Origin of the sequence: Nannocystis sp. (assembly GCF_016714285.1) — a bacterium.
Lineage (GTDB): Bacteria > Myxococcota_A > Polyangia > Nannocystales > Nannocystaceae > Nannocystis.
The window spans coordinates 137,395-151,146 of record NZ_JADJNN010000002.1; the positions used below are offsets into that span (position 1 = coordinate 137,395).

Consider the following 13,752-nt stretch of genomic DNA (forward strand, 5'->3'; position numbering starts at 1 on the left):
GTCCCACAGGTCGCGCGCGCTGGACGGTCTTGGACCTTGCCGTCGGTGCGGCGGATGAGGTCCCAGGTGCCGTCCTCCTCGACGGCGCGCAGGAACTCGTCGGTCACGCGGACGGAGTTGTTCGAGTTCTGGCCGGCGACGGTGCGGTAGGCCTTGGAGTCCCAGTCGGTGTCGTAGTCCTGGAACTCGATGCCGCGTAGCCCTGACGGGCGAGGGCGACGGCCCGCTGCACGTAGCTCTCGGGGATCTCGACGGCGCGGGCGGCCCGGATCGCGGCGGCCAGCTCCTTGTTCTTGCGCGGGTCGAAGCGGTCCTCGCCGGGGAAGTCGCCCGAGTGGCAGGCGCCGATCACGAGGTTCAGGTGGCGGTTGCACAGCTTGCTGCCGGCGACCAGCGCGGCGACCTTCTGCTCCTCGATCACCTTCCAGTCGATGAAGCCCTCGATGTCGGGATGGTCGACGTCGACGACGACCATCTTGGCGGCGCGCCGCGTGGTGCCGCCCGACTTGATCGCCCCCGCCGCGCGGTCGCCGATGCGAAGGAAGCTCATCAGCCCCGACGAGCGCCCGCCGCCGGAGAGCGGCTCGCCCTCGCCGCGCAGCTGCGAGAAGTTGGTGCCGGTGCCCGAGCCGTACTTGAACAGCCGCGCCTCGCGGACCCACAGGTCCATGATGCCGCCCTCGCCGACGAGGTCGTCGCTCACCGACTGAATGAAGCAGGCGTGCGGCTGCGGCCGCTCGTAGGCGCTGCTCGCCCACTTGAGCTCGCCGGTCTTCTCGTCGCAGTAGCTGTGACCCTGGGCCGGACCGGTGATGCCGTAGGCCCAGTGCAGGCCGGTGTTGAACCACTGCGGGCTGTTCGGCGCGACCATCTGACCGGCGAGCATGGTAGTGAGCTCGTCGTAGAAGACCCGGGCCGAGCTCTCATCGGTGAAGTAGCCGTGCTTCCAGCCGTGGTAGGTCCAGCAGCCGGCGAGGCGGTGGAACAGCTGGCGGCTGTCGTCCTCGCCGACGCTGCGCTGCTCCGGCGGGAGCCTGGCGAGCTCGGGCTCATCGGCCTCGCTGCGCCACAACCACTCGGGCACGCCCTCCTCGGCGACGCGACGCAGGCGGGCGGGCACGCCGGCCTTGCGGAAGTACTTCTGCGCCATGATGTCGACCGCGACCTGCGACCAGCCCTGCGGCACCTCGATGTCGGCGGCCTCGAAGACCACCGTCCCGTTGGTGTTGGTGATGCGCGAGCTACGGCGCTCGAATTCGAGACCGTCGTAGGGGCGACCGTTGGTCTGGGTGAACAGCCGGGACAGCTTCATGGGAGGGACTCCGGAGGCGGGTGCGATGCAGGCGAGCGGGAATGGGAGATGCGCGATTTTGCGCCGACAGAACAGGGAGCCGGACGACGGCAAACCGAACCGCGCCTGCCAGCCCGACACCGGGGACCAGTGGGGGAGGGCTGACCCGGGGCGGATCGCAGGGCTGTCGAGGAGATAAGAGAGCCGCAGAAGGCGTGGACACGCGCACCGCGGCGAAGGTAGTAGCCATGCCTCTTGCACGGCACCGACCCCACATGTTGGCGTCGGGCGACCTATAAACCACAAGATGTTGGGGTCGCGCAAGTTAGCGAAGCGCGCGTTCGCAGTCCGCGCCGGCCGTGCGGCCGGGGTCGATACCGCGAGTTTTCCCCAGCTTCTCCACCTGTCCGATGATTCCGGACGGGTGGCTGGAATGCCGTTTGGTCGGGGCTCCGAGATCGCCCAGCGAAGCTGGTGCGGGCAACCCGCAGACTCGCTTCTGTGCAGCGCCACAACCGCGGGGCGGGGACAAACTCGAACGCCGCATGGATACACGGGGCGAAGCCGAACCGGGCGCGAACCGCGATGCGCGGGGTCGCGGGAGATCTCTCCAGCGAGGCTCAATTAGTCGCCCGAACCCGCACAAAGTCGGCCCGGAAATTCCGCGACGAGTCGCGGTGAAGCGCCCGCGTGACTTGCCGGGATCGCGGCGATCCGCCATACGAGAGCTGTTTCGATGACACGTGATGCCAACGCAATTTTCCGGGCCGAGAACGGCGCGCTCGAGCGACTGAGCGCGCTCGAGACGCTCAAGGGCCTCAAGAACCGCGACGCCGTGACGCTCGGCGACCTGGTGCGCTACCTCGAGTCGCGCGGGCTGTGGGCGCAGTTCGGCAAGATCACCCTCGCTGACCTGCGTGACGGCTTCGGCGCCCCGCCACCCGAGCCGCCAGCCAACGACGAGGCGCGCCCGGCCAAGAAGAAGAAGCAGCGCATCCTCGAGGACGAGCTGGCCGAGGTCGAGGTCTCGCCGACCGCGCGCGAGGCTCCGCCCGAGGACGGCGGGCTGTCGACCGACGAGGTGGCGCGCCAGGTGCTGCCCTTCGTCGAGGGCAACGGCGACGTGACCGTCGAGGACATCGCCGAGTACACCCGCATCGACCGCAAGGTGCTGCGCCACCACCTCGCGGCGCTGGTGAAGCAGGGCAAGCTCGAGCGCATCGGCGTCGGACGCCACGCGGTCTACTCGACGCTCTGAGCCCCAACGAAGCCGCTGATACCTAGCGACGCCGGCTGCCGATCGCGGCGAGCGCCGGCAGCACGAGGATCGCGGTGATCGCCGCGATCGAGATGCCCATCACGGCGAGCTCACCGATGCCGCGCAGGCCACCGTTGTCGGCGACCATGAAGGCGGCGAAGCCCATCATGGTGGTCGCGGTGGCGGCGAGGATCGCCGTGCCGGTGCCTCCGAGCGCGCTGGCCAGGCCGCCGGGCTCGCCGTGCAAGCGCTTGATGCGGTCGGTCAGGTAGACGCCGTTGTCGACCCCGATGCCGAGGATCGCCGGCAAGATCGGGATGTTGAACAGGGTGAAGCGGACGTCGAGCAGGCCCATCAGGCCGACCAGCCACAGCATGCCGAGCGCGAGCGGCAACAAGGTGCGCAGGGTCTGGGTCAGCGAACGTAGCTGCACGAGCACCATCAGGGCGATGAGGGTCGCCGAGGCGCCGAGCACGTACGGGGCCTCGCTCAGCATCATGCGGTACATCAGCGCATAGACGGTCGTCTCGCCGACGAACACCGGCTCGCAGGCGTCGCTCTGCGGCGGCAGCTCATCGCTGTAGCGGGCCGTCTCGGCCATGAACTGCGCGCCCTTGCTGATGTCGGCGGCGTCGAAGTTCGGGTAGGCGTAGACCGCATAGCGACCGTCCTTGCTGACCACGCGCTCGCGCACCGCGGGCGGGAGCTGGTCGACGTGGACTGCCTGGGCCTTGAGCATGCGCTTGAGCCGACGGGCGTCCTCCGGGCTGAGGCTGTCGTGCTTGCCACTGGTGTCCTCGGCGTACCGATCGAGACGAGCCCACAGATCCTCGGGGATGTCCTCGGTGAGCGCCGCGATTGCCTCGCTCCGCTTGACGACGTCAATCGTCGGGTCGGGCAGGAGGTCGGGCGCGGCGAAGAGGTCGGCGACCGTGCTCGGCTCGTCCGCGGCGAGGCGCCGTGCACGGTCGGCGCGGCCCTTCGCAAGCACCGAACGCGCCTGCTCGAGGGTGTCGACGACGAGGATGCCCGCGTGGATGTCCTTGCCGAAAATATCGCTGATGAGGAAGATGTCGGCCTCGACCTGCGCGCGCGTGTGGTTGGATTGCAGCTCACGGCCGTTGTTCTCGAACTGCACCTTGCGCGCGCCATAGCCGGCCAGACCGCTGACCAGCACGACCAGCGCGAGCACCAGGCCCGGGCGGCGGAGCACCGCGAAGCTGAGCAGGCCCTCGCTCGTGGCGGCGCGTCGATCGGCGCGACGCACCACACGCTTGACGCCGCTGAGGCGCAGCGCTGCCGGATAGACGGTGACCATCGCCAGCAGGCAGAGGCCGACGCCCGAGCCGGCGATGAGGCCGAATTCCATGAACGCCGGGAAGGCCGAGCTGGCCATCACGGCGAAGGCGCCGAGCGTGGTGCCGGCGGCGACCAGCAGCGGCGCGATGAGACCCCCGAAGGCGCGGGCGATCGCCTCGCTGTCGGACACACCGGCCTGCTCCTCGCGCACGCGCAGGAGGAAGTGGATACCGGCGTCGATGCCCATGCCCATGACGACGGTCGAGATCAGGCTGGTGAGGGTGTTGAGGTGGCCGAGCACCAGCTGGGTGAAGGCCATCGACCAGACCACGCCACACACCAGCGGCGCCATCAGGGTGAGCACCGCCCGGCCCGAGCGCAGCAACAGGTAGAGGATCAGCACCACGCCGAGGAAGCCGAAGCTGCCGCTGGTGAGCATGTCGCGGCTGATCATCGCCCGCTCGTCGGCCTTGACCTGGTACGGGCCGACGATGTTCCACGTCATCGCCGAGCCCGCCCACGGCGCGCTCGCGCTGGCGTGCACGTCGGCGACCAGGCCACGCATCTCGGCGGTCACCCGCTGGGAGAAGTTGAGGTCGCTCGAGGCCTGCGTCGGGTGGACCAACAACACCAGCGCGTCGATGCCGTCGCGCTCGAAGTAGTCGCGGAAGCTGGTGCGCCCCAGCGCCGCGTCCTGCTTGCTGCGCACGAAGCTGCGGAGCGCCTCCGGGGCCGCGGGATCGGGTGGTTCGAGACAGACCTCGGGCTCCGCCTTGCACAGCTCGTAATGCGTGTAGGCGGCGACGCGCTCCTCGAGCTGCTCCATCTCCGCGTCAGCGAGGTAGTAGAGGGCGTGGTCGGCGAAGAAGTCGCTGCGCAAGCGATACTCGACGTCACGCACCAGCTCGCTGTGCGACGCCCGCTCCGCGAGCGCGTCGGCGAAGGCGTGGCGCTGCGCGACGCTGCCACCCTTGACCACGATGTTGACGCTGCCCAGCGCGCCGAACGACGATTCGATGCGATCCAAGCTGACCAGCACGGGGTCACCCGAGGGCAGCAGGGAGCGCAGATCGCTGTCGACGTGCAGCCGTGAGGCGATCCAACCAGCGAGCGCCGTGACGACGACCGCGAGGATGAGCACCAGCCGGTGGAAGCGCAGGACCCACGCGATCCAGCGGTCGCGCAGGCGGGGTGAGTCGGCCAGCGGCAAGGCGCGGCCATCTTGCCCGAAGCGCGCGCGCGAGACCAGGCTACCTGGATGAACGACGCTCCCGGCGAGCGATGCGCCCTGCGGGCACCTTATTCCCGCTCACGCCCCACTCAGGCGCCGTCTACGGCGGCCGTTCGCTCGACCTCGGCGAGCGCAGGGCGGGCCGCGCAGGGCAAGCTTGGGACGAGCGTCTCCTGGATGATCGCTCGCACGTGGGCCTCGACGCGGTGAGCGCCGGCCACGCTGAGGTGAATGCCGTCGCCGGCCCGCACCCGCTCCGTCTTGCCGCCCGGCAGCCCGTCGATGTCGACGCGGTCCGTGTAGTTACCGTCGGCGTCGGCCAGCAAGCGCCAGATGTCGATGAAGTGCGCGCCCGGCCGGATCGCCATCTCGGCGCGGTAGATCGTGTTGACTCGCTGCACGCGCACGTGAAATTTCTCGGGGCGCATCACCGGCATGCCGATCCAGAACAGCGGGCGGCCGTCCGGGGCGACGAGGTCCGCGAAGGCGTTGACGCGGCGGGCGTACTCGACGGGCCACTCGGGTTCGGGCCACGTGACCCACGCGCCCTTGCCCATGTAGAGGCCCTGGACGTCGTTGCCGCCGAACATCGCGACCACCGCGTCGGGCGTGAAGGAAGCGAGCTGCGCCTGCGCCTCCCTGGGCCACGAGAAGAAGTCCGGCCGCGCCAGGCCGGTGCTGCTCTTGCCCTTGCGCCGCACCTCGTGCCCGTGGACCTTGCGCAGGCCGTTCTCGAGGTAGAGGCCGAGACCGCCGGCGATCATGCTGTCACCGACCATGAGGATCTTCTTGCGTGCGCCCGAATCTGGTGGCGGATCTGTCGGGGGATCGCCGGTCGGGCTCGCGGGCTCGTCGGCCCGGCTCGCGCGCGGGAGCGCGAACGCGGCGAGGGCCGCCGCAGTCGCACGCAGGAGGCGACGGCGCGTCAGGTGCGGGGTCAACGTCGGGTAGTCCATGGGCTGGCCGACGTGAATGTGCCCAAACTTGTTCCGCCGCGCACTGGTTTTCGCAGGGCAGCGCGTGTATCACCGCCAGCTAACACCATGACCGAGCTCGACGTCCAGAAGTACCTCACGAACCTCGTCGCCAACCACAAGGTCCTGCTGTTCATGAAGGTCAACAAGAGCTTCCCGCAGTGCGGCTTCTCGGCGGCGGTCGTCGAGGTGCTCAAGCGCCACGGCGTCCCCTTCGAGACCATCAACGTGCTGCAGGACGCGGGCGTGCGCGACGGCATCAAGCAGTTCTCCAGCTGGCCCACGATCCCCCAGCTCTACATCAACGGCGAGTTCATCGGCGGTTGTGACATCGTCCGTGAGATGGACGCCAACGGCGAGCTGGCGGACAAGCTCAAGGCCGCCGTCAGCGTCGCGTCTTGAAGGCTGCAGGTCCGACCCGGCGAGCCGGACCCGCATCAGGACGGCTCACGGATTCGGGTACTGGCAGACCAGCTTGCCCATGCACTCCATGCCCGCCGGGCACGACTCGCCGCCGGTGCACAGCAGCGCGCAGTGGTCCGCTGGCGCCAGACAAGCGTAGCCGCCGCCGCCGGTCTGCTGGCACATCTCGGCCATGTCCATGCACATCTCGCCCATCTTGCACGCGGTGCCCGAGGACTCCGGGTTGAACACGCACGCGCCCATGGCAGAGCCGGTGTCGCCGCTCGGGCAGATCTTGCCCGGGCCGCTGCACTTCGGGGCGCACACGAGGCCGCCCTCCACGAACTGCGCCGCGACGTAGCCGTCGGGGCAGGGCATGTTCGGCATGTTGACGTCCGGCGGCGGCCACTTGGTGTCCGGCTCCACACCACCCGTGGTCTCCGGAGCGGTCGTCGCGTTGGTCGGGTCCGTCGACGACGAGCCGTTGGTCGGGTCCGTCGTCGTCGAGCCGTTGGTCGGGTCCGTCGACGACGAGCCGTTGGTCGGGTCCGTCGACGACACCGTCGTCGTCGGGTTGTCCGTCGTCGAAGCGTTGGTCGGATCGGTCGTCGAGCCAGCCGACTCGGTGGCGCTGCTCGTCTGCGGCGTGGTCTCGCTGGTCGTGGTGTTGTTCGTGTCGTCGCCACACCCGGCCTGGCCGAGCGCAAGGGCGAAGATGGTCATGAGAGACGTAATGGTTCGCATCGTCAGGGTTACTCCAGAGGAAATCGGTGTGGGGTAGCTCGCCAGCGCGCTCCCGAAAACGGGGAAACGGGACCGCAAAAGCTACATACCTGTCACGGTTCGGCCGTTACCAGTTTCTCTCCGAACGTGAGAGGAGACCTCCCGCACACGGGCGCGCCCGGAAGTCCGAACATCGGCGCGCCCCTGCGGTACGATGGCAAGAGACGAGGAAAATCACGATGGCGCTTGGCAAGTTGAACGTGTTCATCGCAGGGGGCTTCTTGCTCGGGGTCGGCATCGTTGCATGTGCGCCCACCGAGGACGCGGGCGATTGCTCGGCCACCGCTCCCTGTCCCAACCGCGGCGAGGTCTGCGACATGGTGCTGTTTCAGTGCGTCGCAGAGGATCTGGACGTCGACTCGACGAGCGACAAGCCGGCGCCGACGAGCTTCACCGACGTCGCCCTGCCCTTCTTCCGCGGCAAGGTCTGCATGCCAACGCGGATCCAGCCTGGTGACACGATCCCGGTGAAGGTCTCGCCGTGCCTGAACCCATGCCTCATGGACCCCCAGGGCAACCCGGGCGGCTACACCTTCAAGAAGCAGTACACCTGCTCCGGCTCTTACTGCGAGGCGGCGGTCATCCAGATCTACGGCAAGGCCGCCGGCTCGGGCTGCGCCGCCGATGCCTTCGGCAAGTTCGACAAGGCCCAGTGCTTCTACAAGGAAGACATCAGCGCCAGCGCCGGACCCTTCATCATCAACGGTGACAAGATCCGCGGCAACGCCTCGATCGAGATCCCCTTCCTCACCAACGATGACGCCGCAGAGATCCGCGACGGCGCCAGCGTCGACACGGTCTGGAGCCTCATCAAGCAGTACCCGCAGTCCGATGAGCGGGTGTTCTCGGTCTCGATGGACGGCGCCAACCCGGCCGCCCCCGCCGACTGCAGCGACGAGAGCAAGTGCGACTGCCGGGAGATCGGCTTCTGAGCGACCCCGAGGAGCCCGAGCTCGAAGCCGCTGAGACACCCCGCGGCGCTCGCCCGAAGATCGGCCTCGTGCTGTCCGGCGGCGGCGCGCGCGGGGCCTATGAGGTCGGCGTCCTCCGCTACATCCGCGAGCGCCTCAAGGGCGACAACCGCATCGACATCATCACCGGCAGCAGCATCGGCGCGGTCAATGGCGCCTACATCGCCGCGACCGCCGACCGCCCCAAGGCCCAGGGCCGCCTGCTCGCCCGCGTGTGGTCCGAGCTCGACCTCGACGAGGTCTGCAAGTTCGGCTGGTCGCAGATGCGAGCCCTGCCGCAGGTGCTGTTCGGCAAGATCCGCAACCAGAGCAGCCACGGCGCCCAGCTCGGCGGCCTCGTCGACCCACGCGCGATGGAGGCCCTGGTACGCACGCGTCTGCCCTGGGCGGGCATCACCGAGAACCTGCACCGCGGCCACCTCTCGGCGATCTCCTGCACCGCTACCGAGGTCGCAACCGGCAACGTCACGATCTTCGTGCAGACCGCGAGCGGCACCCTGCCGCCGCACTGGCCCTCGGCGCTGCGTCAGAGCGTCGTGCTCACCCCGATCAACGCGGCCCACACCCTCGCCTCCGGGGCGATCCCCGTGCTGTTCCCGGCGGTGCGGGTCGGCGACCAGCTGTTCGCCGACGGCGGCCTGCGCCAGAACACGCCCTTGCGCCCCGCGATGCGCCTCGGCGCGACCCGCCTGCTGATCATCGGCCTGCGCCACAAGCCCGACGCCGGCGAGTTCCGCCAGATCCGCGAGGAGGCCGAGTCCGCCTTCCCGAGCGCGATGTTCATGCTCGGCAAGGTGCTCAACGTGCTGCTGCTCGAGAAGGTAGAGAACGACCTCGAGCGGATCCAGCGCATGAACCAGATCCTCGCCGCGGGCTCGGAGGAGTTCGGCCCCGACTTCGCCACCCGCCTCGCTGGCGCGATGCACAAGGACAAGTCCACCCCCTACTCGCACGTCCACACCGTGCTCATCCGCCCGAGCCAGGACCTCGGCCGCGTCGCCTTCGAGACGGTCCAGCGCACCGGCCTCTCCCGCTACTCCGGCGTCATCGCGCGATGGATCCGCTGGGCCGTGCAAGCCGACGGCGCCCGCCAGGAGAGCGACCTCGCCAGCTACCTCCTGTTCGACCGCGACTACGTCCAGCGCCTCATCGACCTCGGCTACGCCGACGCCGCCCGTCACCACGCCGAGCTGATGTCGCTGTTCGACCGCTGACGCCCGGTCTCTGCGCCCGGTTTCTGCGCCCGGCCTCTGCGCCCGGTTTCTGCGCCCGCTGACATCCAGCTACTTCGCCTTCTTCGCCTTCGCCTTTTCCTTCTTCTCCGCCTTCGCCTTCGCAGCGTCCTCGGCCTTGATATACGACTCGATCTGCTGGGTCGCCGCGCACTGACACAGCGTCGCCCCGCCGAACAGGTCCATGCACGCCGCCGCCAGGTAGCGCAGCGTGCTGTCGGGGCAGAAGTGGCCGAGGATGCCAGAGCACAGCGCGGCCTTGGCGGGGTCCTTGTCCTGACACTTGCACTGCTTCGGGTCGCTCAGGCAGCCGTCGCGCTCGAACCTCACCGGCCCGGGGTTGGTCGCCCTGTCCTTGGCCGCCTGCGCGGTGGTCCGCGCCTGCTGGAAGACACCATCGTCGGTGGCGGCGACCTGCGGCTCACCCGCATGAGCTGTCCCAAAAGCCAGGCCGACAAGGAGCGCGGGCACGATCATGCGAGGGGCGCGGAGCAGGAGCATGGGACCTCGGCGGCGACGATAGCCCAGCCCTGACCCCGGACGCCACACCTCAGCGCGCTTGCGCGAGCGCGCTCGCCTGTGCGATGCCCTCGCCATGTCTGACCTCTCGCCCTCGAGCGCGGCGCTGCAGGCCCGCGTGAGCGCCTGCTTCGCCGACCGCGGCCTGCTCGCCGACCCCGACCACCGCGAGGCCGTGCTCCACACGGTCGCCCTGCTCGACCGCGGCGCGCTGCGTGTGGCCACCCCGAACGCGACCGGCGAAGCGTGGACCGTGCACGCGTGGGTCAAGCAGGCGATCCTGCTGTTCTTCGCCACCCAGGAGCTGCGCACCACGGAGCTCGGCCCCTTCGAGTTCCACGACAAGATCGCCCTGAAGCGCGACTGGGCGGCCGCGGGCGTGCGCGTGGTCCCGCCGGCCACCGCCCGCTACGGCAGCTTCATCGAGTCCGGCGCCGTGCTCATGCCGAGCTACGTCAACATCGGCGCCTGGGTCGGCGGCGGCACCATGGTCGACACCTGGGCCACCGTCGGGAGCTGCGCCCAGATCGGCCGCCACGTGCACCTCTCGGGCGGCGTCGGCATCGGCGGCGTGCTCGAGCCCCCGGGCGCCGCCCCGGTCATCGTCGAGGACGGCTGCTTCCTCGGCTCGCGGGCGATCGTCGTCGAGGGCGTGCATCTCGAGCGTGAGGTCGTCCTCGGGGCCAACGTCACGCTCACCGCCTCGACCCCGATCATCGACGTCACAGGGCGCGAGCCGATCACCCACCGCGGCCGCGTCCCCGCCCGCTCTGTCGTCGTCCCCGGCACCCGCACCAAGGAATTCCCCGCCGGCAATTTCCAGATCGCCTGCGCCCTGATCATCGGTCGACGCAAAGACAGCACCGACCAGCGCACCAGCTTGAACCAGGCCCTGCGCGACTTCGACGTCCCCGTGTGACCTCACAGCCCAGACCCCTCCAGGCGCATCTACAGGTACATTTGGGCCACATCTGAGGCGCATCCGGCGCGCCAGCAACCACTCACCCCACCCCCCTCGGACTACCAGCAGATCGTGTAGGCTGGAACGCGGACGCCGCCCTGGCCGTGACAACCGGGCGCCGGCAACTATCCTGGGGAGTCGATGAACCGTCTGCGGCCGACAAAGGGGCGACGCCCCGCCGGGAACCAACGCCGCCTCCGCTTCGACGAGCGCGGGGCCGATGAGCCCGGTCGCGACTTCAGCCCGCGCCCCGAGGTCGAGACCCGCAACCTCCCCGCCGTGCGCCGCGGCGCCGTCGGCTGGGACCACTCCGTCAGCCCCGAACCCGCACCTGGCTACCGCAGCGCTGGCGAGGCCGAGTCACCGCTCGCCGCCCGCATCCTCGCCCTGCTCTCCGACCCGCGCATCGACTTCCTCACCGTCAGCTCGGCCGCCGACGCCCTCGGCCACCCGCGTCAGGACATCGAGACCACCCTCGAGGCGATGCGCCAGGCCGGCATCGTGCTCGCGATCGGCGGCGGCGCGGTCACTCGCTACGGCGTCACCCCCGAGTACAAGGCCGAGCTCGAGGCCGAGTTCCGCAACGCCGCCGCCGAGCTCGGCGAGCACGCGATGCTCGCCCGCCTCTCCAGCGAGACGGCGCTCGCCCCCTTCGAGGACGAGGAACCGCGGCTCCCGGCCACTGCTGGCCTCCTGAGCCTGTTCCTGCCCGGCACCGGCCAGCTGCTCAACGGCGACATCGGCCGCGCCTCGCTGGTCTTCGCGGTGTGGAGCCTCGCGTGGATCACCCACCTCTCGCCGGTGTGGACCTTCGTGTGCCTCTACGCCGGCGCCGAGGCCTTCCTCACCGCCAAGATCCGCAGCATGGAGCGCAAGCTCGCCGACGAGCAAGGCAACCTCGCCAGCACCGGCCCGAAGAAGCTCCCGAGCCCGCGCCTCACCTGATCGCGCTCAGCGGGATCTCGAGACCCGCCACCACGCGCCGACTTGCACGAGCTCCGCGAACGCCAGCCCGATCGGCGACGCCTTGAGCCCGAACAGCGCCGCCCCGAGCCCGAGGATCAGCGCCCGTCCGCCGAGGCCCGCGAGGTCCCACACCAGCACCCGCCGCGGCTCGGTCGCGATCACGAACTGCCGGCCGATCGTGTTGGCCAGGCGCAGCCCGGCGAACGGCGCGCTCCACAGCACCAGCTCGGCGATCCCCGCGGCCAGCGACCACCCCACCGCCGCATCGACCCGCGCCGCCACCCACGTCTGGCCCAGCAACAGCCCGACCACCACCACCAGCCCCGCGCACGCCACCCCGCCGAGCACCGCCCAGCGCCGCAGCTGCCCCTGCGCCGCCGGATCTCCGCCCGCCGACACCCGCAGCCCCACCACCGTCGCCGCCGCCGACGGCACCATCAGCGCCGCGTTGACGAACAGGTACGCGTAATTCAGCAGCGCGAAGCCCCCGGCCACGAACACGTGCGACAGCGCCGCGTCGAGCAGCCCGAGGTTGGCGTAGACCAGCGCGTCGAGCAGCAGCACCCGCGTCCGCCCCGCATCCCTCGCGGTCGCTCCCACCTGTCCTTCAGGACCTGCCCCTTGCGACCTGTCCGAAAGCGCCGGTGGTAACAACGCGACCACCCCGAGCACCAGCCCCACGAGGATCCCCGCCGCCGGCCCGAGCGCCCCGCCTGGCAGCAGCAGCGCCCCCGCGATCGCCCCGACCGGCAGCGCCCACTCGAGCACGAAGCCGCGGCGCTCGAGCCCCGCGCGCTCGGCCAGCGCCCGCACGGCGCTGCCGATCGTCGCCAGCGGCACGGCCGCGGCGAACACCCACAGGCTCGGCTCGGCCAGCGCCGGCACCCCCGCGATCAGCACCAGCGCGACCAGCCCCGCCCCCGAGATCGCCGCGCAGGTGCCCGCCTCGACCCGCAGCAGCGCCCGCGCCGGCACCGTCAGCGGCACGGGGATCCAGCGCGAACGAAACAGCGAGGTCCCGAAGGCCCGCGCCGCCCCGACCACCACCAGCCCGCGAAAGAACAGGTCCGCCGCCCCGCTCGCCCGCAGCTCGCGGGCGATCCAGAACTCGCGCAGCACCCCCAGGCACAGCGTCACCAGCGAGAGCCCCGCCATCCACAGCAAGGTCTGGCGGGTGCGGCTCACGAGACCCGCTCGAAGGCCACCCGCGCGAGGATCTGGTCCGCCGCCACCAGGCGAAAGCGCCACTGCGGGTGCGCGCGCAGGAACTCATCGAAGGCCCGCAGCTCGTGCAGGCGGTCCGAGAACTCGTCGAAGAGCACGAAGCTCCCCGGCACGATCTCCCGCTCCAGCGCGTCCAGCACCGTCTTCGTCGACGAGTACAGGTCCGCGTCGAGGTGCAGCACCAGGCGCTCGTGCGCCGGCGGCGTGTAGCCCGGCAGCGTGTCGGCGAACCAGCCCCGGAAGAAGCGCACCCGCCTGTCTGAAAGGACAGGCTCCGCCCCGCCGGTCGAGAAGGTCCCCTTGCCGTCGATCACGGTCCAGTCCTCGGGCAGCCCCTCGAAGCTGTCGAAGCCGTGCAGCTGGCTGTCCGGGTGGCGCAGCAGCTGCGACCACATCCGCATCGACTCGCCGCGGTGGACCCCGAACTCGAGGTAGAGCACGCGCTGCTCGCCGAGCTCGCTCGCGATCTGCGCATAGATCTCGTGCCGGTCGATCACCCTGCGCGAGGTATCGAAGCCCTGGGCCGCCATCCAGCGCCCGACCTCGAGGTAGTTGAGCGCCGCGTTCACGCGGTGGATCGCCCGCGCCGACACGTGCGCGCCGATCCGCGTCAACCAGGTCTTGAACACGCGCTGCATCGG

General features: G+C 70.1%; 13 protein-coding genes. 6 read left to right on the forward strand and 7 right to left on the reverse strand.

Annotated elements, in window-relative coordinates; genetic code table 11:
• Nucleotides 1-103: 103 nt before the first annotated feature.
• Nucleotides 104-1,312: a vitamin B12-dependent ribonucleotide reductase gene (locus IPJ59_RS04790; protein ID WP_293269946.1), complete on the reverse strand. Its 1,209-nt coding sequence runs from the start codon at nt 1,310-1,312 to the stop codon at nt 104-106.
• A gap of 715 nt (nt 1,313-2,027) precedes the next feature.
• On the opposite strand from IPJ59_RS04790, the gene IPJ59_RS04795 reads away from it, so the two are divergent.
• Nucleotides 2,028-2,549, forward strand: a complete 522-nt coding sequence (locus IPJ59_RS04795; RefSeq protein WP_293249752.1) for an ArsR family transcriptional regulator — start codon at nt 2,028-2,030, stop codon at nt 2,547-2,549.
• A gap of 22 nt (nt 2,550-2,571) precedes the next feature.
• Here IPJ59_RS04795 and IPJ59_RS04800 read toward each other — a convergent pair whose 3' ends face one another.
• Entirely contained in the window at nt 2,572-5,058 is a 2,487-nt protein-coding gene (locus IPJ59_RS04800; RefSeq protein ID WP_293249749.1) for an efflux RND transporter permease subunit, read from the reverse strand.
• Nucleotides 5,059-5,168: 110 nt separating this feature from the next.
• Nucleotides 5,169-6,035, reverse strand: a complete 867-nt coding sequence (locus IPJ59_RS04805; protein ID WP_293249746.1) for an SGNH/GDSL hydrolase family protein — start codon at nt 6,033-6,035, stop codon at nt 5,169-5,171.
• A gap of 87 nt (nt 6,036-6,122) precedes the next feature.
• On the opposite strand from IPJ59_RS04805, the gene grxD reads away from it, so the two are divergent.
• Nucleotides 6,123-6,455 (forward strand): Grx4 family monothiol glutaredoxin, encoded by a 333-nt coding sequence (gene grxD, locus IPJ59_RS04810; protein ID WP_293269948.1) that lies wholly within the window; start codon nt 6,123-6,125, stop codon nt 6,453-6,455.
• A 45-nt stretch (nt 6,456-6,500) separates the two neighbouring features.
• Here grxD and IPJ59_RS04815 read toward each other — a convergent pair whose 3' ends face one another.
• On the reverse strand, nt 6,501-7,178 hold the full coding sequence (locus IPJ59_RS04815; RefSeq protein ID WP_293269950.1) for a hypothetical protein: 678 nt from the start codon (nt 7,176-7,178) through the stop codon (nt 6,501-6,503).
• Nucleotides 7,179-7,417: 239 nt separating this feature from the next.
• Between IPJ59_RS04815 and IPJ59_RS04820 the strand changes: the two genes are divergently transcribed.
• Together IPJ59_RS04820 and IPJ59_RS04825 are read left to right on the forward strand one after the other, a co-directional pair.
• Nucleotides 7,418-8,170: a hypothetical protein gene (locus tag IPJ59_RS04820; RefSeq protein ID WP_293249737.1), complete on the forward strand. Its 753-nt coding sequence runs from the start codon at nt 7,418-7,420 to the stop codon at nt 8,168-8,170.
• The gene (locus IPJ59_RS04825; RefSeq protein WP_293249734.1) at nt 8,143-9,423 is read left to right on the forward strand and encodes a patatin-like phospholipase family protein; all 1,281 of its coding nucleotides are present in this window, start codon (nt 8,143-8,145) and stop codon (nt 9,421-9,423) included. The genes IPJ59_RS04820 and IPJ59_RS04825 overlap by 28 nt, the downstream gene beginning before the upstream one ends.
• Before the next feature lie 69 nt (nt 9,424-9,492).
• On the opposite strand, the gene IPJ59_RS04830 is transcribed toward IPJ59_RS04825, so the two are convergent.
• Nucleotides 9,493-9,942 carry a hypothetical protein gene (locus IPJ59_RS04830; RefSeq protein WP_293249731.1) on the reverse strand — a complete coding sequence of 150 codons (450 nt, stop codon included), beginning with the start codon at nt 9,940-9,942 and terminating at the stop codon, nt 9,493-9,495.
• Between the two features lie 94 nt (nt 9,943-10,036).
• Here IPJ59_RS04830 and IPJ59_RS04835 point away from each other — a divergent pair, with 94 nt between their 5' ends.
• Both IPJ59_RS04835 and IPJ59_RS04840 read left to right on the forward strand, forming a co-directional pair.
• Nucleotides 10,037-10,879, forward strand: coding sequence for a 2,3,4,5-tetrahydropyridine-2,6-dicarboxylate N-succinyltransferase (locus tag IPJ59_RS04835; RefSeq protein ID WP_293249728.1), 843 nt, complete (start codon nt 10,037-10,039; stop codon nt 10,877-10,879).
• Nucleotides 10,880-11,062: 183 nt separating this feature from the next.
• Nucleotides 11,063-11,866, forward strand: a complete 804-nt coding sequence (locus tag IPJ59_RS04840) for a hypothetical protein (RefSeq protein ID WP_293249725.1) — start codon at nt 11,063-11,065, stop codon at nt 11,864-11,866.
• A gap of 6 nt (nt 11,867-11,872) precedes the next feature.
• Here the strand turns inward: IPJ59_RS04840 and IPJ59_RS04845 are convergent, their stop codons facing one another.
• Nucleotides 11,873-13,072 carry a hypothetical protein gene (locus IPJ59_RS04845; protein ID WP_293269952.1) on the reverse strand — a complete coding sequence of 400 codons (1,200 nt, stop codon included), beginning with the start codon at nt 13,070-13,072 and terminating at the stop codon, nt 11,873-11,875.
• A complete protein-coding gene (locus IPJ59_RS04850) occupies nt 13,069-13,749 on the reverse strand; it encodes a TylF/MycF/NovP-related O-methyltransferase (RefSeq protein WP_293269954.1) in 681 nt (226 codons plus the stop codon). The genes IPJ59_RS04845 and IPJ59_RS04850 overlap by 4 nt, the downstream gene beginning before the upstream one ends.
• Nucleotides 13,750-13,752: the final 3 nt, after the last annotated feature.

Bases quoted from the DNA above. Each gene is read 5' to 3' on its own strand.
- IPJ59_RS04815 (WP_293269950.1), bottom strand. From the start codon at position 7,178: ATGACCATCTTCGCCCTTGCGCTCGGCCAGGCCGGGTGTGGCGACGAC.
- IPJ59_RS04835 (WP_293249728.1), top strand. From the start codon at position 10,037: ATGTCTGACCTCTCGCCCTCGAGCGCGGCGCTGCAGGCCCGCGTGAGC.
- IPJ59_RS04850 (WP_293269954.1), bottom strand. From the start codon at position 13,749: ATGCAGCGCGTGTTCAAGACCTGGTTGACGCGGATCGGCGCGCACGTG.
- IPJ59_RS04820 (WP_293249737.1), top strand. From the start codon at position 7,418: ATGGCGCTTGGCAAGTTGAACGTGTTCATCGCAGGGGGCTTCTTGCTC.
- IPJ59_RS04830 (WP_293249731.1), bottom strand. From the start codon at position 9,942: ATGCTCCTGCTCCGCGCCCCTCGCATGATCGTGCCCGCGCTCCTTGTC.
- grxD (WP_293269948.1), top strand. From the start codon at position 6,123: ATGACCGAGCTCGACGTCCAGAAGTACCTCACGAACCTCGTCGCCAAC.
- IPJ59_RS04795 (WP_293249752.1), top strand. From the start codon at position 2,028: ATGACACGTGATGCCAACGCAATTTTCCGGGCCGAGAACGGCGCGCTC.
- IPJ59_RS04790 (WP_293269946.1), bottom strand. From the start codon at position 1,312: ATGAAGCTGTCCCGGCTGTTCACCCAGACCAACGGTCGCCCCTACGAC.
- IPJ59_RS04805 (WP_293249746.1), bottom strand. From the start codon at position 6,035: ATGGACTACCCGACGTTGACCCCGCACCTGACGCGCCGTCGCCTCCTG.
- IPJ59_RS04840 (WP_293249725.1), top strand. From the start codon at position 11,063: ATGAACCGTCTGCGGCCGACAAAGGGGCGACGCCCCGCCGGGAACCAA.